Here is a 17,515-nt window from a genome sequence, read left to right on the forward strand (position 1 = left end):
CCGACCGCAGCATGCGCTGGACGCTGATTTTCACGCCGTACCACTCGGTGGCACGGTATGATCATGTCACGTGTCTTCCGCACCCGAAGCTTCAACCGCAGTACACGACGTTCTTCACTGACCGATAGAGCCTTGTGCCGCGCGGTGGTGGAAATGCGTCAAGGACTGATTGATGCAGACATAGGGGGCGGCCTTCTCAAAAAGCGAGTTGCGCTGCCGGGCCGCGGAAAGCGCGGTAGCGCCCGCGTTATTGTCGCAACCAAGGTGGGGCGCTACTGGTTCTTTCTCTTCTGCTACGAGAAGAACGCGCGCGCGACCATCAGTAGTGCGGAACGGGATGCCCTTCAGCTGTATGCGTCTGAGTTCTTGAGAATGAGCCCTGCACAGTTGGACAGGGCAGTTATCTGCGGAGAACTGCAGGAGATTTGCCATGACAAAGACGGTTGAACATAGACGTGCAAAGAGTGCGATCCTCGATGCGGTGCATGAAGGCGCGGCGGGCCTTTACGCCAGCGGCTTCATCGACAAGCGGCGCATGAGCATGTACGAGGCGCTTTGTCTGGAGCCTGTGCCCGAATACAGCAGCGCCCAGATCCGTGCACTTCGCACGTCGTTGGAACTTAGCCAGCCGGTGTTCGCAGGTTTGCTCAACACCAGCGTTTCGACGGTCCGTAGCTGGGAACAGGGCGAGAAGAAGCCGAGCGGGCCGTCGCTGAAGCTTTTGAACCTGATTGATCGGAAGGGTCTCGAAGCAGTCCTGTAAAGCAAAGGCCCGGCAATGCCGGGCCTTTGCTTTACCGTGGTATTCAATCCGCGCCATGCATGGAAGCGGGGGTGTGCCTCACCCCTCGCGTGCGATCGCGCGCCAGCCAATGTCGTTGCGGTGGAACGCGTTGGCCCAACTCACCTTGGCCACGCCGGCGTAGGCATTGGCCTGCGCGTCGCGCACGCTGTCGCCCAGTGCGGCCACGCACAGCACGCGACCGCCCGCACTGACCACGTGGCCCTGAGCATCCAATGCCGTACCGGCATGGAACACCTTGGCACTGGCCGGCACGTCGTCCAGGCCGGAAATCACGTCGCCGGTGATCGGCGCTTCCGGGTACGGCCTGGCCGCCAGCACCACGCCCAGCGACGGGCGCGCGTCCCACTGCGCTTCGACCTCATCCAGGCGGCCATCGATGGCCGCTTCCACCAGCTCGACCAGGTCCGACTGCAGGCGCAGCATCACTGGCTGGGTTTCCGGGTCGCCAAAGCGCACGTTGAATTCGATCACCTTCGGTGCGCCGCTGGCATCGATCATCAGGCCGGCGTAGAGGAAACCGGTGAACGGGATGCCGTCGGCGATCATGCCCTGCACGGTGGGGTTCACCACCTCGCGCATCACCCGTGCATGCACCTCCGGCGTCACCACCGGGGCCGGCGAATAGGCGCCCATGCCGCCGGTATTCGGGCCGGTGTCGCCGTCGCCGACGCGCTTGTGGTCCTGCGAGGTGGCCATCGGCAGCGCATGCACGCCGTCCACCATCGAAATGAAGCTGGCTTCCTCACCGTCGAGGAATTCCTCGATGACCACGCGCGCACCGGCATCGCCAAACGCGTTGCCGGACAGCATGTCACGCACGGCGTCTTCAGCTTCGGCCAACGTCATTGCGACAATGACACCCTTGCCGGCGGCCAGGCCATCGGCCTTGACCACGATCGGTGCGCCCTTCTCGCGCACATACGCCAGCGCGGCGTCCACGTCGCTGTGCACGGCGTAGTACGCGGTGGGGATGTTGTGGCGCGCCAGGAAGTCCTTGGCGTAGGCCTTGCTGCCTTCCAGCTGCGCGGCGGCGGCGGTTGGCCCGAAGATGCGCAGGCCGGCGGCGCGGAAGCGGTCGACCACGCCGGCCACCAGCGGTACTTCCGGGCCGACCACGGTCAGCGCTACGCCTTCGGCCTGGGCCAACGCCAGCAGGCCGTCGATATCGGTCACCTTGACTGCCACGTTGCGGCACGTGTCTTCGCTGGCGGTACCGGCGTTGCCGGGCGCCACGATCACTTCGGTGACACGGGAGGACTGGGCCAGCTTCCATGCCAGGGCGTGTTCGCGGCCGCCAGAGCCGATGACGAGGATCTTCATGGGACAGGGTTCTCGGGTACGGAAGAGAAAAGCCGGGCAGGGCCCGGCTTGGTGATGCGGATCAGTGGCGGAAGTGGCGCACGCCGGTGAACACCATGGCCAGGCCATGTTCGTCGGCGGCGGCGATCACTTCGGCATCGCGCATCGAACCGCCCGGCTGGATGACCGCCTTGATGCCGGCGGCTGCAGCGGCATCGATGCCATCGCGGAACGGGAAGAAAGCGTCGGAGGCCATCACCGAGCCATCGACCACCAGGTTCGCATCGGCGGCCTTGATGCCGGCGATGCGGGCCGAGTACACGCGGCTCATCTGGCCGGCACCGACACCGATGGTGCGGTTGTCCTTGGCATAGACGATCGCGTTGGACTTCACGAACTTGGCGACCTTCCAGGCAAACAGCAGGTCGGTGAACTGCTTGTCGGTCGGCGCCAGCCTGCTGACCACCTTCAGTTCGTCGCGGGTCATGCCGCGGTTGTCCGAGGACTGCAGCAGCAGGCCCGAGCCGACGCGCTTGCTGTCGAAGTTGTTCAGGCCGTCGCCGTGCGGGATGCGCAGTACGCGCACGTTGGCCTTCTTCTGCGCGTACTCCAGCGCGGCCGGCTCGTAGTCCGGGGCGATCAGCACTTCGACGAACTGGCGGTCGAGGATCACCTTGGCGGTGGCGGCATCCAGCGGCTTGTTGAAGGCGATGATGCCGCCGAAGGCGCTGGTCGGGTCGGTGGCGTAGGCCAGCTCGTAGGCATCGCCGTTGCCGGCGCCGACGGCCACGCCGCACGGGTTGGCGTGCTTGACGATGACGCAGGCCGGCGCATCGAACTGGCGCACGCATTCCCACGCCGCATCGGCGTCGGCCAGGTTGTTGTAGCTCAGCTCCTTGCCCTGCAGCTGCTGGAAGGTGGCCAGCGTGCCCGGCACCGGGTACAGGTCGCGGTAGAACGCGCCGCTCTGGTGCGGGTTCTCGCCATAGCGCAGGTCCATCACCTTCACGAAGGTGGAGTTCATCTGCGCCGGGTACTCGGCACGGGCCGGCACGGCGGCGTCAGTGGCGGTGACCGCCGACAGGTAGTTGCTGATCGCCGCATCGTACTGGGCGACGCGGTTGAACGCGGCCACCGAGAATGCGAAGCGGGTGGCCGCCGTAAGCTGGCCGTTGTTGGCCTCCAGCGAGGCCAGCAGCTCGGCGTACTGCGACGGATCGGTGGCCACCGCCACGCGGGCGAAGTTCTTGGCCGCCGAGCGCAGCATGGCCGGGCCGCCGATGTCGATGTTCTCGACCGCGTCGGCCAGGGTGCAGTCGGCCTGGGCGGTGACCGATTCGAACGGGTACAGGTTCAGCACCAGCAGGTCGATGGCACCGATACCGTGCTCGGCCATCACTGCGTCATCCAGGCCGGAGCGGCCCAGCAGGCCGCCGTGCACCATCGGGTGCAGGGTCTTGACCCGGCCGTCCATCATTTCCGGGAAGCCGGTGACCTCGGCCACGTCCTTCACGGCCAGGCCCGCATCGCGGATCGCCTTGGCGGTGCCGCCGGTGGACAACAGCTCCACGCCGCGTGCCGCCAGCGCAGTGGCCAGCTCGACCAGGCCGGTCTTGTCGGAAACGGAGAGGAGGGCCCGGCGGACGGGCAACAGATCAGCAGTCATGGGACAGAATCGGCAGCGGAGCGGGGCCGATATTGTAGGCGGTGGGGGCCGGTGGCGGGCGCCGGCGGGGAAAATCGACCCGCACCCACGGCCTGTGGCCGCCTTCAGCACAGCCTGGCCGGGGACGGTCCGCAAGCAATTCGATGGGGCGCGCTGCTCCAATCGGGTAGGCTGTGCCGGAACTGCCAAGGATCAGCGGGTTCGGATCGTGTCGATCTATGCATTGAAAGGACGTTTTCAGGACCTGTTGCGTCCGGCCGTACGCGGTCTGTACCGCATGGGGATCACCGCCAATGCGGTGACCTTGACCGCGGCCGCGGTCTCGCTGCTGGTGGCTGCCGCCGTCTGGTGCTGCGCGCCGGCCCAGCCCCTGCTGTACCTGCTGCTGCCGCTGTGGATGCTGCTGCGCATGGCGCTCAACGCCGTGGACGGCATGTTGGCCCGCGAGTTCGGCCAGCAGTCGCGGCTGGGCGCCTATCTGAACGAGCTGTGCGATGTGATCGCCGATGCGGCGCTGTACCTGAGCCTGCTCAGCGTGCCGGGCGTGCGCCCGGAAGTGCTGTGGCTGCTGGCCTTGACGGCGGCGCTGAGCGAGTACGCCGGGGTGCTGGGGCTGATGGTCGGTGCCAGCCGCCGCTATGACGGCCCGATGGGCAAGAGTGACCGCGCCTTCGTCGTCGGCGTGCTGGGTCTGCTGCTGGCGTTTGAGTGGGTTGGCGCGATGACGGTCACTGGCGTGGCTGCGGCCATGGCGGTGCTGTGCATGCTGACCATGATCAACCGCGTCCGTCGCGGACTGCGGGAAGCAGCGGTTTCGCCGAATTAATCAAGCAGATACAAGAAGACAATCAGGAGATTGCATGCGTCAGGCGCAGGAACGGGAATTCCACAGCTTCGACCAGGTACCGCTGTTCTACCGGTACTGGGCGGGCACCACCGCAACGCCGGCCACCAAGGCCATCGTGCTGCTGCACCGCGGCCATGAGCACTCCGGCCGGGTCACCCACCTGGTCGATGAGCTGGACCTGCCCGACACCGCCTTCTTCGCCTGGGACGCGCGCGGCAATGGCCGTTCGCCGGGCGCACGGGGCGATGCACCGGGCTTCCCGGCGCTGGTGCGTGATCTGGACAGTTTCATCGCCCACATCGGCGCCGAGCACGGCATTGCGGTGGAAGACATCGTGGTGATCGCGCAGAGCGTAGGGGCGGTGGTCGCCGCGACCTGGGTGCACGATTACGCGCCACGCCTGCGCGCGCTGGTCATGGCCTCGCCGGCGTTCAAGGTGAAGCTGTACGTGCCGTTCGCGCGGTCGGGCCTGGCCTTGATGCAGAAGCTGCGTGGCAACTTCTTCGTCAACAGCTACGTCAAGCCGCAGTGGCTGACCCACGATCCGGCGCGGGTGGAAAGCTATCGCACCGACCCGCTGATCACCCGGCCGATTTCGGTGCGCGTGCTGCTGGGCCTGTACGAGGCGGCCGACCGCATCGTGGCCGATGCGCAGGCAATCAGCGTACCGGTGCAGCTGCTGGTGTCCGGCTCGGATTTCGTCGTGCACCGTGGCCCGCAGGACCGCTTCTACGAGCGCCTGTCCAGCCCGATCAAGGAGCGTGTGCATCTGCCGGGCTTCTTCCACGACACGCTGGGCGAGCGCGATCGGGCACCGGCACTGGCGCGCATCCGCAGCTTCATCCAGGCGCGTTTTGCCGAGCCGCTGCGCGAGCTGTCACGGCGCGACGCGCACCGTCACGGGCCAACCTTCGAAGAATCCGAGATCCTGGCCTGGCCACCGGAGCGCAACAGCCTGGCCGACCTGCGCTGGCGCGTGGTGCGTGGCGGCCTGCGCTTCGGCGGCACGCTGTCCGAAGGCATCGCGCTGGGCCTGCGGACCGGTTTCGATTCCGGTAGCACGCTGGACTACATCTACCGGAATGAGGCGCGCGGCAAGGGCCCATTGGGGCGGATGGTCGACCGCAACTACCTGGATGCGATCGGCTGGCGTGGCATCCGCGTGCGCGGCCAGCACCTGCAGGAACTGCTGCGCGACGCTGCCCAGCGCCTGCGCGGGCAGGGCACGCCGGTGCGTGTGCTGGACGTGGCCGCCGGCCATGGCCGGTATGTGCTGGAAGCGCTGGGCCAGGGCGAACAGCGCGCCGACCGTATCGTGCTGCGTGATTTCAGCGATCTGAACGTGACCCAGGGCCAAGCGTTGATCGAGCGCCTCGGTGCGGCCGACATCGCCCGCTTCGAGCAGGGCGATGCGTTCGATCCGGCGCAACTGGCCAAGGTCGATCCAGCACCGACACTGGCGGTGGTCTCGGGCCTGTACGAACTGTTCCCCGACAACGACGCCGTGCTGCGCTCGCTGCAGGGCATTGCCGCAACGGTGCCGGCGGGAGGCTACCTGGCTTACACCGGCCAGCCCTGGCACCCGCAGCTGGAATTCATCGCGCGCGCCTTGACTAGCCATCGCGGTGGCGCGGCGTGGGTGATGCGTCGCCGTACCCAGCAGGAGATGGATGAGCTGGTGCGCCTGGCCGGCTTCGAGAAGGTGACGCAGCGCATCGACGACTTCGGCATCTTCACCGTGTCGCTGGCGCGCCGGACCGCGTGATGGCGACGCTCGCCGCAACCCCGCTGGCCGCGGAAGGGCGCCCTTGGCGGCGCGCCCTGCTGTGGCTGGCCCTGCTGGGTCCGTTCTTCTTCGCAAGCTACGGCTTCGCCAACTGGATGGCCGGCCGCCACGCCACCCTGCCGGTGATGGCGTTCGCGTGGGAGACACGCATCCCGTTCGTGCCGTGGACGATCGTGCCGTACTGGTCGATCGACCTGTTCTACGCAATCTCGTTCTTCCTGTGCCGGCATCGCTTGGAACTGGACCGGCATGCGCTGCGACTGTTCAGTGCGCAGGTCATCGCGGTGGCCTGCTTCCTGCTGTGGCCGCTGCGTTTCAGCTTCGAGCGTCCGGAGATCGGCGGTGTGTTCGGCTGGCTGTTCGATGTGCTGCTGGGCTTCGACAAGCCGTTCAACCAGGCGCCGTCGCTGCACATCGTGCTGTTGATCGTGCTGTGGGTGAAGTTCGCGCAGTACCTGCATGGCGTGTGGCGCGGGGTACTGCATGTGTGGGCACTGCTGATCGGCGTCTCGGTGCTGACCACGTTCCAGCACCATTTCATCGATATCCCGACCGGCCTGCTGGCCGGTTGGCTGTGCGTCTGGCTGTGGCCGGAGCAGGGCACGCCACCATTGCGGGCCTGGCACACCGCGCGTGATGCGAGGCGTTGGCGATTGGCAGCGTTGTACCTGCTGGGGGCCGCCGTATTGCTGGTGCCGGTGGTGCTTCTGCGTGGCGCCGCGTTGTGGCTGCTGTGGCCGGTGGCGTCGTTGCTGCTGGTGGCGCTGGCCTATGCCGGGCTGGGTACAGCGGTGTTCCAGAAGCGCGCCGATGGCCGCCTGACGATGGCCGCGCGATGGCTGCTGGCACCGTACCTGGGCGCTGCCTGGATCAACTCGCGGCTGTGGACGCGGCGTGCGCCGCAGCCGGTGCCGGTGATGGACGGTGTGTGGCTGGGGCGCATTCCCTCTGAGGCATTGCCGGCCCCCCTGGTGGGCGTGGTCGATGCCTGCGCCGAGCTGTCCTGTCGCGCGCAGGGCGCCGCGTATGCCAGCGTGCCGATGCTGGACCTGGTGGTCCCTGCACCGGAACAGCTGCGCGAAGCGGCCGAGGCCATCGAGCGCCTGCATGCGCACGGCCCGTTGCTGGTGTGCTGCGCGCTGGGCTATTCGCGCAGTGCCGCCAGCGTGGCCACCTGGCTGCTGCGCAGTGGTCGTGCGGCCGATGCGGACGCGGCGGTGGCGATCGTGCGTGCTGCGCGCCCTGGCATCGTGCTGGGTACGGCCCATCTGCGTGCCATCACCGACGCGGCAGGAGTGCGCGCATGAGCACGGTTCCCGATCTGGCGACCATGCAGCTGCTGCTGCGGCAGGGGCGTTGGCCGGCATGCCTGTCGCTGGGGCTGCTGCTGGTGGCATTGCTGCTGCTCGGCACCGAGCCGGGCCTGGCGATGATCGCTGCAGGGTTGCTGCTGGCCAGCATGTCTGCAGGGGTGGCCCAGACGTACCACGCGTGGCGGGTTGCGCTGGACGCCAGCCTGCTGCAGCTGCTGCGCGATGAGCGTATGGACGGCGATGCCGCCGCGCGCCGCACTGATCAGCTGCTGCAGGACAGCGGCCTGCGCCGCGCGTCGCCCGATGCGCCACTGCGTGGCTGGGATGCGCGCTGGTCCGGCATGCGCCGCCTGCTGCTGCGCCAGTACCTGCTGACCGCAGTGCAGTTCGCACTGCTGGTGCTGGCCGTGGTGTGGCCGCAGACGTGAATGGGAGTGACCGATGTTTGCCGAACTGATTGCCCGCGCCTGCAGTGGCGCGATCCATGTGGTGACCGGCGCACGCGCGCTGTGGATCGGTTGCGCGCCGTCCAGCGAGCGCCGCGTGTACTACGGCAACCACGCCAGCCATGGTGACTTCGTGCTGATCTGGTCATCGATGCCACCGGCACTGCGGCGCCAGGTGCGCCCGGTGGCCGCGGCCGAGTACTGGCAGCGTGATGGCCTGCGTCGCTACCTGATCGATGCGGTGTTCAACGGTGTTCTGGTCGAGCGCGAGGCCGGCCATCGCCAGCAGGACCCGTTGCAGGTACTGCGCGATGCGGTGGACGAAGACTGCTCGCTGATCCTGTTCCCGGAAGGCACGCGCAATATCGGCGATGAACCGCTGTTGCCGTTCAAGAGCGGCATCTACCACCTGGCGCGGCAACGGCCGGAGCTGGAGTTCGTGCCGGTATGGATCGACAACCTGAAGCGGGTGATGCCGAAGGGGCGATTCCTGCCGTTGCCGCTGCTGTGCACGGCCACCTTCGGCACGCCGCTGCGGCTGCAGGCCGACGAGGACAAGGCCGCATTCCTGGCCCGCAGCCGGCAGGCGCTGCTGGACCTGGCGCCGAATGGGGGTCGTGCATGAGTTTCGTGCTGGATGTATCTGGCGATCTGGCAACGCAGAGTGTCGGCCAGCAGACCGGCCTGCTGTTTGCCGGCGTCGGCGCGGTGCTGGTGCTGGCCACGCTGGTGGCCGAGACCCTGCGCTGGCGCCAGCGCGGTCAGCCCAGCGCGGTGATCGCCAACCTGGTGTCGCGTATCCGTGCATGGTGGGTGATGGCGATCGTGGTCGGGCTGGCGCTGTTCTTCGGCCGCGCCGGGGTGATCGTGCTGTTCGCGATCATTTCGTTGTTCGCGCTGCGCGAGTTCATCACCCTGGCGCCGACCCGTTCAGGCGACTACTACGCGCTGCTGGCTGCGTTCTACATCGTGCTGCCGTGGCAGTACTACCTGGTGTGGATCGACTGGTACGGCATGTACACGCTGCTGATCCCGGTCTATGCGTTCCTGTTCCTGCCGATCCTGTCGACCATCGGTGGCGATACCACGCACTACCTGGAGCGCACCGCGAAGGTGCAGTGGGGGTTGATGATCTGCGTGTTCTGCATCTCGCACGTGCCGCTGCTGCTGAACCTGCACGTGCCCGGTCACGACCCCTCGCGCAACGTGCTGCTGTTCGCCTTCCTGGTGATCGTGGTGCAGTCCTCGGACGTGTTGCAGTACATCTGGGGCAAGCTGCTGGGCCGGCACCTGATCGCGCCGAAGCTGTCGCCGTCGAAGACGGTGGAGGGCTTCGTGGGTGGCGTGCTGAGCGCCAGCGCGCTTGGGGCGGCGCTGTGGTGGATCACCCCGTTCACGCCGCTGCAGGCGTTCGGCCTGTCGCTGCTGATCAACCTGATGGGATTCTGGGGCGGCCTGGTGATGTCGGCGATCAAGCGCGACCGTGGGATCAAGGACTGGGGCCACATGATCGAGGGCCATGGCGGCATGCTCGACCGGCTAGATTCGGTGTGCTTCGCCGCGCCGGTGTTCTTCCATGTGGTGCGGTACTACTGGAAGGCGGGCGGCGGCGGGTGATCCCGCCGGGGCTGCATCCACGCATGGCGTGGATCTACCGGTAGTGCCGGCCGCTGGCCGGCAACTGCGACATCCTGCCATCGTTCATGGGGTTGCCGGCGAGCGGCCGGCACTACCCGCGCGCGCTCAGGCGCTGATGCCGTATTCCTTCAGTTTCTTGCGCAGGGTGGCGCGGTGGATGCCCAGCATCGCGGCGGCGCGGCTCTGGTTGCCTTCGCAGTGGTTGAGCACTTCCACGAACAGCGGGATTTCCATCTCGCGCAGCACGATCTCGTAGACATCGTCCGCGTCGCAGCCATCAAGATCACGCAGGTAGCGGCGCACGGACTGGGCGACGTGTTCACGCAGCGGTGGCCGGGGAGCGCCACGACTGTTGTCAGGACGAGAGAGGACAGCGTTCAAGGGGGTTCCCGATTCGGTTGGCCCGTGCGCGCGGAGCGCGCGGCCGGACGAGGTGGTGGCGGCCAGTCTAGCGCGAGCGTGCCCGACCTGCCACGGCTGGTCGCCTCTACCCTGGTCAGAGGAAGTCGAAGGTGAATGCGACGGTGGACGCGGCGGGCTCCTGCACGCGGAACGCGATGCGCGCACTCTGGCCCGGTTCCAGCACGGTCGTGGCCGGGCTTTCGCCAAGGTATTGCGCGGGCGTGAACACGCCGCTGCCGATCACCCGGCCATCGGCATCGGACAGTGACAGGCGCAGGTCCGGCCAGGCCTGTGCCCAGCGCGCATCGTTGCGGATGCTGGCCTGCACCTGCAGCACACCGGCCTGGCCGGGCAGGGGGCGGATCTCGCGGCTGGTCATGGTGAACGCGGTCGGCTCGTGCCAGGCTGGCAGGCTGCAGCGCAGCACGCCGCACAGTGCGCCCAGCCAGGTGCGGTTGCCGGCGTCGGCGGCCAGGCGCGCACGATCGGCCAGCACGCTCTGCAGTACCAGCAGCAGTGCCAGCCCGGCGACCAGCACCCAGTGCCAGCGCGGCGTCGGCAGCGCGCGCGGCCGCGAAGTGCCCAGGAAGCTCGGCGCATCGCCGGCCACCGCCTGCGCGGCGGGGACGGCAAGGACGGGTTCGATCACGGTCGCTTCGTCGAGGATGACGGTGTCATCGAGCTGTCGCGTCTCCGCCATCGGCGGCAGCGCCGCGTCGACCGGGTCCCCGGACTTCGCGGCAGGGATGTCATGCGCCGACGGGTCGGGCGTGCGCGCGTCGGTCGCAGGTGCGGCCTCGCCTTCCGACGCGGGGCGCAGGAAGGTGGCCAAAGGGCGGCGCGGCGGGTTCGGCTCGGACATGCTCAGGGCGCGGGCTCGGATCCAGCGGTCATTCAATCACGATCAGGCGCGGCGCGTGCCGGTGATGCGCATCCAGTCGCCATCCTGGGTGGCCTGCAGATCGTCGAACCACGCGGCATAACGCTGCAGCAGTTCGCCTTCCTGGCCCTGCAGGATGCCCGACAGGGCGATGCGACCGCCGGCGGCGACGCGTGCGGCCAGCAGCTCGGCCAGCGCATCCAGCGCCGAGGCAAGGATGTTGGCGACCACGATCGGGTAGGTGGCGACCGGTTCGTCCTGCGGCAGGTACACCTGCATGCGGGCCTGCTCGCCATTGCGCTCGGCATTGTCGGCGGTGGCGACCAGCGCCTGCGGGTCGTTGTCCACGCCGATCGCTTCGGCGGCGCCCAGCTTCAGCGCGGCCAGCGCGAGGATGCCCGAGCCGCAGCCGAAGTCGAGCACGCGCTGGCCCTGCAGCTGGCCGTCCACGGCCAGCTGGTCCAGCCAGCGCAGGCACAGGGCGGTGGTCGGGTGGGTGCCCGAGCCGAAGGCCAGGCCCGGGTCCAGCCGCACCACGGCGGCATCGGCGGCCTGTGCAGCGTCCGGCAGTTCATGGTTCCACGGCACGATCCAGGTGCGGCTGCCGAAATCCATCGGCTGGAACTGGTCCAGCCATGCGCGCTCCCAGTCTTCGTCTTCGACCGCGCGGAAGCTGCCATTGCTCCAGTCCAGTTCCGGGTCGAAGGATTCCAGGGCGGCCAGCAGCAGCAGCGCATTGCTGTCGGCGGGGAACAGCGCGCTCAGCACCAGGGTGTCCCACAGCGGCGTTTCCCCCACGCCGGGTTCGAGGATGGCCTGTTCGTTGCTGGTGTCGGCTTCGGCATCAAGCAGGGTCACGGCCAGTGCGCCGACGTCCTCCAGCGCATTCTCATAGCGGGGCTGGGTGGCTTCGGTGCAGCGCAGGGTCAGTTCCAGGAACGGCATGGCGGTGGGGACAGTCGCGGGAAAGGGGGCAATGCTAGACCATCGGGGCGTCTCCGTATTGCCTGAGATGCCGCTTTGAGATGAATGGGGGCAGTTCAGACAGGCCTGCCGGGCCTTGCTAAACTCGGCGCTTTCCTGTGTGCCGTGAACGCTCACCACCGCCGATGGCCTTCGCTCCGACCCTGAAAACCTGGTTGCTCGTGCTGCCGGCGGTGGCCGTGCTGGGCGTGGCCGGGTATCGGGCCAGCGGCCATGCCGCGGGCGTGGCGTCGACGTCGGCGTCGCCGGACCTGCCGCTGGCCATGGCCAGCCGTGACGGCGGAGCGCCGCTGCCGGTGGTGCCGGAAGCCCTGGCGCGGCGGCTGGCGGCTTTCGAGCGCGGCAACACGCTGCCGTCGGGCCTGCCGCTGGACCTGCGCGCCGACATCGAAGACGCCAGCGACCTGTATGCCTACGCCCAGCGCCTGCGCGCACAGGCCGACACCGGCAATCACGAGGCGCGCTGGATGCTCAGCCGCGTCTATGACTATTGCGCGCAGTACGCACTCGATCCGGGTGGCTACCGCCTGGACAACAACGTACTGAGCGGGTTGGGCCTGACTGCGGCGCCGGCGATGATCGAGGCACGCGAGCGCGTGGCACAGCGGTGTGGCGGTTTCGTGCCGGGCGACAAGCTGGGCGCGGCGCTGGTGCTGGCCGAACGCCGCAAGGCGGCCGCGCAGGGCAACCTGGCCGCGGAAGCGTCGCTGTTCGCCGAGGGCGAGCCCTTGCATGACAGTGCCGAGTACCGCCGCGACCTGGTCGAGCGCGTGCGCACCTCGCGCGACCCCGAGGCCTACATGGCCATCGCGCCAGGCATGGGCGTGCGTGCGGCCGGTGACCGCGCGCTTGACGGGCTGGTGGCGGGCGAGCAGCTCAGTGAACTTGCATGGCGGCTTGCGGCCTGTGAACTCGGCCTGGCCTGTGGAGCGGACAGCGTGCTGGTCAACAATTTTTGTGCGAACGGAGGGATCTGTTCGCAGGATGGAGCGCAGGATTTCCGGGATTTCGTGTATGACGCTGCGGTATCGCGGCAAGGTGCTGGGAAAATGAAGGAATGGATCAAGCGATTGGTTGGAAAGAGGGACGGGCGATGAATTACCGTCGATTCCTGCATGGGGCCAAGTTCTGGTTCTGGGTGGCGCTGTTCGTGGCCTACTCGGCTGGGGCGGTTGGCCTGCTGATGATCGATACCTACGAGGACCGCTACCGGCATCTGTCGAAGGTGGAGCTGACCACGGTGAAGGCGCAGGAAGACGTGCGCCGCGCCGGTGCCAGCCAGGTCGCTGCGGTCTACCGCGCGCAGAGTGGCATGCCATTCGCTTCACTGCCGGCCGGCAGCACCTTCCAGGTGGTGTGGCCCGATGGTTCGACCGAAACCATGGTGATCGTCGATCCGACCTCGCCCAATGGCGTGCGGCCGCTGGCCCATTCGCAGATTCCGGCCGACGTGGCCGACAAGCGCTGACGTGCTCGCTAGCCGAGCATGGGCCCGGCTCTACAGGAACAGAAAAGGGCGGGGAGATCCCCGCCCTTTTCATGTCCAGCACCTGGCGCCGATCAGGTCAATGCGATCGGCTTGTTCTTGCGCTCGGCCAGGCGCTTTTCCAGGTAGTGGATGTTCTGGCCACCGGCCTGGAAGCCCTTGTCACGCATGATCCGCTGCTGCAGGGCGATGTTGGTCTTGATGCCATCGACCACCATTTCGCTCAGTGCCACCCGCATGCGGGCAATGGCGGTTTCGCGGTCCGGGCCGTGCACGATCAGCTTGCCGATCATCGAGTCGTAGTTCGACGGCACGCGGTAGCCACTGTAGATGTGGGTGTCCACGCGCACGCCGGGGCCACCCGGCGGATGGAAGCCGGTGATGGTGCCCGGGCTCGGCACGAAGGTTTCAGCATCTTCAGCGTTGATGCGGCACTCGATGGCATGGCCGGTCAGCACCACGTCGCTCTGCTTGATCGACAGCTTCTGGCCGGCGGCGATCTTCAGCTGCTCGGCCACCAGGTCGATGCCGGTGACCATTTCGGTGACCGGATGCTCCACCTGGATGCGGGTGTTCATTTCGATGAAGTAGAAGCGGCCGTCCTCGTACAGGAACTCGAACGTGCCCGCGCCGCGGTAGCCGATGCGGATGCAGGCTTCCACGCAGACCTTGCCGATCTGCTCGCGCTGCTCGGCGGTGATGCCCGGCGCCGGTGCCTCTTCCACCACCTTCTGGTGGCGGCGCTGCATCGAGCAGTCGCGCTCACCGAGGTGGATGGCGTTGCCCTGTCCGTCGGCCAGCACCTGGATTTCCACGTGGCGCGGATTCTCCAGGAACTTCTCCATGTAGACCTCGCCATTGCCGAACGCGGCCTTGGCCTCGCTCTTGGTGGTTTCGATCGAGGTCTTCAGCGAGGCTTCGGCATGCACCACGCGCATGCCGCGACCACCGCCACCGCCGGCCGCCTTGATGATGACCGGGTAACCGATCTCGCGGGCGATCTTGGTGTTGGCGACGATGTCCTCGCCGAGCGGGCCGCCCGAGCCGGGCACGCACGGCACACCGGCGGCCTTCATCGCGCGGATGGCTTCGACCTTGTCACCCATCATGCGGATGGTGTCGGCCTTGGGGCCGATGAAGATGAAGCCGGACTCTTCCACGCGTTCGGCGAAGTCGGCGTTCTCCGACAGGAAGCCGTAGCCCGGGTGGATGGCCTGGGCATCGGTGACTTCCGCCGCCGCGATCAGGGCCGGGATGTTGAGGTAGCTCTGCGGCGACGGCGCCGGACCGATGCAGACCGACTCGTCGGCCATGGCCACGTGCTTGAGGTTGCGGTCGACCGTGGAGTGCACGGCCACCGTGCGGATGCCGAGGGTATGGCACGCGCGCAGGATGCGCAGCGCGATCTCCCCTCGGTTGGCAATGACGACTTTGTCGAGCATGGCGCGCCCCTCAGCCGATCACGAACAGCGGCTGGTCGAATTCCACCGGCTGGCCGTTCTCGCCGAGGATGGCAACGATGGTGCCGGAGGTGTCGGCTTCGATCGGGTTGAACATCTTCATCGCTTCGATGATGGCCAGGGTTTCGCCTTCCTTGACCTGCTGGCCCACGGTGACGAAGGCCGGCTTGTCCGGGGCGGACGAGGCGTAGAAGGTGCCGACCATCGGCGAGCGCAGCACGTGGCCTTCCGGCAGTGCCGGGCCCGGCTTGGCGCTGCCGCCGGTGGAGGCTTCGGTCGGCGACTGCATCGGCATCGCCTGCGGCGCCGGGGCGGCCGGAGCGGCATACACCGGCGCGGCGACCGGGGCGGCATAGCCGGCCACCGGGGCGCGCGACAGGCGCACCGACTCTTCGCCTTCCTTGATTTCGATTTCAGCCAGGTTCGACTCTTCCAGCAGGTCGATCAGCTTCTTGATTTTGCGGAGATCCATGGTGGCCTCTTTGCTCGTGATGTCAGTGTGGTGGAGAGTGCGGTTGCACTCGGTTCAAAGCAGTTCGTAGAACTCGCGCAGCTGCCGCGTACGGTCGCGCGTCTGGGTGATCAGGCATTGCATCTTCGCGGGGTTGCGCGAGGTGCCGTCTGCATTGAAGGCATACACCGCCTCGCAATCTGCATCGCGCAAGGTGATCCAGATGCGCTGGGCCTTCACCAGCTGCTGTTCGGCCGCCGCGCAGCGGCTGCAGCTGCCATCGGTTGCCTGCGCCTTCAGTTCGCCACGCGCCTGCGCGTAGACGGCGTTCAATGCGCTGTCGGCATCATCCAGGCGATCGGAATCGCACATGTCGCGCTCGTAGCCGCCGCTTGCCTGTGCGCAGTCGATGCCCGCGGCCGCGCGCTCGGCAGCGACACTGGCGCCGCACAGACCGGCCCACAGCAGGATGCCGGCAAGCACACGCGGCGGCATCTTCACGCGCTGGCCGCCTGCACGCGCAGCAGCGCCGCGTCCATCGCGTAGCGGTAGCTGTCTGCACCGAAACCGCATACCACGCCCACTGCCTTGTCACTGAAGTAGCTGTGCTGGCGGAACGGCTCACGGGTATGCGGGTTGGACAGGTGGATCTCGATGAACGGCACCGCCACCGCCGCCAGCGCATCGCGCAGGGCGACCGAGGTGTGGGTGAAGGCGGCGGGGTTGATCAGGATGAAAGCGGTTCCGTCGCTGCGCGCAGCCTGCACGCGGTCCACCAGCACATGCTCGGCGTTGGACTGCAGGCGTTCCACGGTGTGTCCGGCGGCCGATGCCTGGGCAGCCAGGGCCTGGTCGATGTCGGCCAGCGTGGTGTGGCCGTAGACCTCCGGCTCGCGGGTGCCGAGCAGGTTGAGGTTGGGGCCGTGCAGGACCAGCAGCTTCGCCATGGGATCCGGAAGACGGGAAAGGGCGGCAGTCTGGCGGAACCGGCGGATGCTGTCCAGTTCGGCGAAGTTTGCAGCGTTTCAATCGCATGTTTGAAATCTGCCGGAGCGCTTGCGGCCGTATGGCGGGCGCTGGATCAAGGCGCGCTGAACGTGGTGCTGGACGGGGATGCGTGCACGTAGGCCGACGATGCCGGCATCCACGCCATGCGGGGAGACGGGGTTCGGTGGCAGCACACTGCGCCTCCACATGGAGCTGTCCGGCACTCGGCCGCTCAGATCTCCAGCGGCACCGTCGGCACCACGTTCGGGAACACCTCTTCCAGCGGTTCCGGCTGCCCGGGCTTCGGCGCCGGCCAGTTGTAGGCATTGACCGGCTGCGCGCGGTTCACCCACAACGCGTAATGCAGATGGTCAGCGCGGCCATCGCCGGTATTGGGGTGGATCAGGATGGTCAGGCCCAGGCTGTTGAGCTGCAGCCAGGGCACCAGCACCGGCAACAGGTCGTTGGTGAAGCCGAAATAGAACGACGGGGTGACGTGCGGCCCGCGTGGCTCAAGGTTCCAGTTGCCCAGCTCCACAGGGAAGCGCTCGGCGGCCCAGCGCCGCAGCAGCGCGGCCTTCTCGAAGCTGTCCTCGTCGAAGTAGATGTGGGCGTGGTAGCTCTTGATGGCGGTGTAGGCACGTGGCCGGGTGGGCAGCGTGGCCTCGCCGGGGCGCACGCTGGCCGGCCGCGGGGTAGGCTCGCTGGCCGTGGCCTGGCCCCAAGGGCTGCGGCCCTCGGGCGCTGGCGGAACGATGGCGCGGAAGCCGGGTCGCCCGGGTTCGGTGGTGTTCACGGCGTTGTCGCTGCGCGCGGCTGCGGTGGCAGCCGACGCGCTGGCCAGGCCGCCAGCGGCCAGCCCGGCCGACGCGATCAGGCGACGGCGCGCGGGTGAAAGCAGGTCGGCCCAATGGGCGTCATCGTCGCCGGCGTCGATCAGGGTCTGCGGGTCCGGGTGCATCTGGGGTTCCGTGGGGCTCTGTGTGGCAGGCAAGCACGCTCGGGCAGCGTGCACGGTGGTGTCCAATAAGCAGCCGGCATCACCTCATGCACGTTGGCCCACGC

20 protein-coding genes are annotated in these 17,515 nt (G+C 67.6%); 10 read left to right on the top strand and 10 right to left on the bottom strand.

Annotation, left to right across the window (positions count from 1 at the left end; translation table 11 throughout):
- The first annotated feature begins 63 nt into the window (after nucleotides 1–63).
- Complete coding sequence (locus VG556_RS12755) at nucleotides 64–447, top strand: type II toxin-antitoxin system RelE/ParE family toxin (RefSeq protein ID WP_033834072.1); 384 nt, start codon at nucleotides 64–66, stop codon at nucleotides 445–447.
- A complete protein-coding gene (locus tag VG556_RS12760) occupies nucleotides 431–763 on the top strand; it encodes a helix-turn-helix domain-containing protein (protein ID WP_100450696.1) in 333 nt (110 codons plus the stop codon). The genes VG556_RS12755 and VG556_RS12760 overlap by 17 nt, the downstream gene beginning before the upstream one ends.
- A gap of 78 nt (nucleotides 764–841) precedes the next feature.
- On the opposite strand, the gene purD is transcribed toward VG556_RS12760, so the two are convergent.
- Complete coding sequence (gene purD / locus VG556_RS12765; protein ID WP_100450695.1) at nucleotides 842–2,125, bottom strand: phosphoribosylamine--glycine ligase; 1,284 nt, start codon at nucleotides 2,123–2,125, stop codon at nucleotides 842–844.
- A 61-nt stretch (nucleotides 2,126–2,186) separates the two neighbouring features.
- Nucleotides 2,187–3,770, bottom strand: a complete 1,584-nt coding sequence (purH, locus tag VG556_RS12770) for a bifunctional phosphoribosylaminoimidazolecarboxamide formyltransferase/IMP cyclohydrolase (RefSeq protein ID WP_423179990.1) — start codon at nucleotides 3,768–3,770, stop codon at nucleotides 2,187–2,189.
- A gap of 208 nt (nucleotides 3,771–3,978) precedes the next feature.
- On the opposite strand from purH, the gene VG556_RS12775 reads away from it, so the two are divergent.
- The 6 genes from VG556_RS12775 to VG556_RS12800 are packed head-to-tail and all read left to right on the top strand — an operon-like array spanning nucleotide 3,979 to nucleotide 9,779.
- The gene (locus VG556_RS12775) at nucleotides 3,979–4,596 is read left to right on the top strand and encodes a CDP-alcohol phosphatidyltransferase family protein (RefSeq protein WP_100450694.1); all 618 of its coding nucleotides are present in this window, start codon (nucleotides 3,979–3,981) and stop codon (nucleotides 4,594–4,596) included.
- Between the two features lie 34 nt (nucleotides 4,597–4,630).
- Nucleotides 4,631–6,382 carry a bifunctional alpha/beta hydrolase/class I SAM-dependent methyltransferase gene (locus VG556_RS12780; protein WP_100450693.1) on the top strand — a complete coding sequence of 584 codons (1,752 nt, stop codon included), beginning with the start codon at nucleotides 4,631–4,633 and terminating at the stop codon, nucleotides 6,380–6,382.
- Nucleotides 6,382–7,710 carry a phosphatase PAP2/dual specificity phosphatase family protein gene (locus VG556_RS12785; RefSeq protein WP_100450692.1) on the top strand — a complete coding sequence of 443 codons (1,329 nt, stop codon included), beginning with the start codon at nucleotides 6,382–6,384 and terminating at the stop codon, nucleotides 7,708–7,710. The genes VG556_RS12780 and VG556_RS12785 overlap by 1 nt, the downstream gene beginning before the upstream one ends.
- Complete coding sequence (locus tag VG556_RS12790) at nucleotides 7,707–8,144, top strand: hypothetical protein (RefSeq protein WP_100450691.1); 438 nt, start codon at nucleotides 7,707–7,709, stop codon at nucleotides 8,142–8,144. The genes VG556_RS12785 and VG556_RS12790 overlap by 4 nt, the downstream gene beginning before the upstream one ends.
- Nucleotides 8,145–8,157: 13 nt before the next feature.
- Nucleotides 8,158–8,787: a lysophospholipid acyltransferase family protein gene (locus VG556_RS12795; protein WP_014648619.1), complete on the top strand. Its 630-nt coding sequence runs from the start codon at nucleotides 8,158–8,160 to the stop codon at nucleotides 8,785–8,787.
- Entirely contained in the window at nucleotides 8,784–9,779 is a 996-nt protein-coding gene (locus VG556_RS12800; protein ID WP_014648618.1) for a phosphatidate cytidylyltransferase, read from the top strand. The genes VG556_RS12795 and VG556_RS12800 overlap by 4 nt, the downstream gene beginning before the upstream one ends.
- 126 nt (nucleotides 9,780–9,905) lie before the next feature.
- Here the strand turns inward: VG556_RS12800 and fis are convergent, their stop codons facing one another.
- The 3 genes from fis to prmA form a co-directional block, all read right to left on the bottom strand.
- Nucleotides 9,906–10,181: a DNA-binding transcriptional regulator Fis gene (gene fis / locus VG556_RS12805; protein ID WP_005419706.1), complete on the bottom strand. Its 276-nt coding sequence runs from the start codon at nucleotides 10,179–10,181 to the stop codon at nucleotides 9,906–9,908.
- Between the two features lie 115 nt (nucleotides 10,182–10,296).
- Complete coding sequence (locus tag VG556_RS12810; RefSeq protein WP_049407899.1) at nucleotides 10,297–11,064, bottom strand: DUF3426 domain-containing protein; 768 nt, start codon at nucleotides 11,062–11,064, stop codon at nucleotides 10,297–10,299.
- Between the two features lie 42 nt (nucleotides 11,065–11,106).
- Complete coding sequence (prmA, locus tag VG556_RS12815; RefSeq protein WP_014648616.1) at nucleotides 11,107–12,027, bottom strand: 50S ribosomal protein L11 methyltransferase; 921 nt, start codon at nucleotides 12,025–12,027, stop codon at nucleotides 11,107–11,109.
- Between the two features lie 164 nt (nucleotides 12,028–12,191).
- On the opposite strand from prmA, the gene VG556_RS12820 reads away from it, so the two are divergent.
- Both VG556_RS12820 and VG556_RS12825 read left to right on the top strand, forming a co-directional pair.
- The gene (locus VG556_RS12820; protein WP_032959076.1) at nucleotides 12,192–13,163 is read left to right on the top strand and encodes a hypothetical protein; all 972 of its coding nucleotides are present in this window, start codon (nucleotides 12,192–12,194) and stop codon (nucleotides 13,161–13,163) included.
- Nucleotides 13,160–13,534, top strand: coding sequence for a hypothetical protein (locus tag VG556_RS12825; protein ID WP_032959077.1), 375 nt, complete (start codon nucleotides 13,160–13,162; stop codon nucleotides 13,532–13,534). The genes VG556_RS12820 and VG556_RS12825 overlap by 4 nt, the downstream gene beginning before the upstream one ends.
- 92 nt (nucleotides 13,535–13,626) lie before the next feature.
- Here VG556_RS12825 and accC read toward each other — a convergent pair whose 3' ends face one another.
- From accC to VG556_RS12850, 5 genes are all read right to left on the bottom strand, one after another.
- Nucleotides 13,627–14,994: an acetyl-CoA carboxylase biotin carboxylase subunit gene (accC, locus tag VG556_RS12830; RefSeq protein WP_014648613.1), complete on the bottom strand. Its 1,368-nt coding sequence runs from the start codon at nucleotides 14,992–14,994 to the stop codon at nucleotides 13,627–13,629.
- Between the two features lie 10 nt (nucleotides 14,995–15,004).
- Nucleotides 15,005–15,484: an acetyl-CoA carboxylase biotin carboxyl carrier protein gene (gene accB, locus VG556_RS12835; RefSeq protein WP_005419696.1), complete on the bottom strand. Its 480-nt coding sequence runs from the start codon at nucleotides 15,482–15,484 to the stop codon at nucleotides 15,005–15,007.
- Nucleotides 15,485–15,538: 54 nt separating this feature from the next.
- Nucleotides 15,539–15,964, bottom strand: coding sequence for a lysozyme inhibitor LprI family protein (locus tag VG556_RS12840; protein ID WP_032959079.1), 426 nt, complete (start codon nucleotides 15,962–15,964; stop codon nucleotides 15,539–15,541).
- Entirely contained in the window at nucleotides 15,961–16,410 is a 450-nt protein-coding gene (gene aroQ / locus VG556_RS12845) for a type II 3-dehydroquinate dehydratase (protein ID WP_032959080.1), read from the bottom strand. Before aroQ ends, VG556_RS12840 begins: the two co-directional genes overlap by 4 nt.
- A 272-nt stretch (nucleotides 16,411–16,682) precedes the next feature.
- Nucleotides 16,683–17,411 carry a DOPA 4,5-dioxygenase family protein gene (locus VG556_RS12850; protein WP_014648610.1) on the bottom strand — a complete coding sequence of 243 codons (729 nt, stop codon included), beginning with the start codon at nucleotides 17,409–17,411 and terminating at the stop codon, nucleotides 16,683–16,685.
- Nucleotides 17,412–17,515 lie beyond the last annotated feature (104 nt).

Origin of the sequence: Stenotrophomonas sp. CASM106 (genome assembly GCF_049384825.1) — a bacterium.
Classification (GTDB): domain Bacteria; phylum Pseudomonadota; class Gammaproteobacteria; order Xanthomonadales; family Xanthomonadaceae; genus Stenotrophomonas; species Stenotrophomonas muris.

What these genes read in the sequence shown, in the direction of transcription:
- VG556_RS12820 (WP_032959076.1), top strand. Translation starts at nt 12,192, where the DNA reads ATGGCCTTCGCTCCGACCCTGAAAACCTGGTTGCTCGTGCTGCCGGCG.
- VG556_RS12755 (WP_033834072.1), top strand. Translation starts at nt 64, where the DNA reads ATGTCACGTGTCTTCCGCACCCGAAGCTTCAACCGCAGTACACGACGT.
- VG556_RS12760 (WP_100450696.1), top strand. Translation starts at nt 431, where the DNA reads ATGACAAAGACGGTTGAACATAGACGTGCAAAGAGTGCGATCCTCGAT.
- VG556_RS12850 (WP_014648610.1), bottom strand. Translation starts at nt 17,411, where the DNA reads ATGCACCCGGACCCGCAGACCCTGATCGACGCCGGCGACGATGACGCC.
- accC (WP_014648613.1), bottom strand. Translation starts at nt 14,994, where the DNA reads ATGCTCGACAAAGTCGTCATTGCCAACCGAGGGGAGATCGCGCTGCGC.
- purH (WP_423179990.1), bottom strand. Translation starts at nt 3,770, where the DNA reads ATGACTGCTGATCTGTTGCCCGTCCGCCGGGCCCTCCTCTCCGTTTCC.
- VG556_RS12795 (WP_014648619.1), top strand. Translation starts at nt 8,158, where the DNA reads ATGTTTGCCGAACTGATTGCCCGCGCCTGCAGTGGCGCGATCCATGTG.
- VG556_RS12785 (WP_100450692.1), top strand. Translation starts at nt 6,382, where the DNA reads ATGGCGACGCTCGCCGCAACCCCGCTGGCCGCGGAAGGGCGCCCTTGG.
- aroQ (WP_032959080.1), bottom strand. Translation starts at nt 16,410, where the DNA reads ATGGCGAAGCTGCTGGTCCTGCACGGCCCCAACCTCAACCTGCTCGGC.
- VG556_RS12825 (WP_032959077.1), top strand. Translation starts at nt 13,160, where the DNA reads ATGAATTACCGTCGATTCCTGCATGGGGCCAAGTTCTGGTTCTGGGTG.
- accB (WP_005419696.1), bottom strand. Translation starts at nt 15,484, where the DNA reads ATGGATCTCCGCAAAATCAAGAAGCTGATCGACCTGCTGGAAGAGTCG.
- purD (WP_100450695.1), bottom strand. Translation starts at nt 2,125, where the DNA reads ATGAAGATCCTCGTCATCGGCTCTGGCGGCCGCGAACACGCCCTGGCA.
- VG556_RS12790 (WP_100450691.1), top strand. Translation starts at nt 7,707, where the DNA reads ATGAGCACGGTTCCCGATCTGGCGACCATGCAGCTGCTGCTGCGGCAG.
- VG556_RS12810 (WP_049407899.1), bottom strand. Translation starts at nt 11,064, where the DNA reads ATGTCCGAGCCGAACCCGCCGCGCCGCCCTTTGGCCACCTTCCTGCGC.
- VG556_RS12800 (WP_014648618.1), top strand. Translation starts at nt 8,784, where the DNA reads ATGAGTTTCGTGCTGGATGTATCTGGCGATCTGGCAACGCAGAGTGTC.
- VG556_RS12780 (WP_100450693.1), top strand. Translation starts at nt 4,631, where the DNA reads ATGCGTCAGGCGCAGGAACGGGAATTCCACAGCTTCGACCAGGTACCG.
- prmA (WP_014648616.1), bottom strand. Translation starts at nt 12,027, where the DNA reads ATGCCGTTCCTGGAACTGACCCTGCGCTGCACCGAAGCCACCCAGCCC.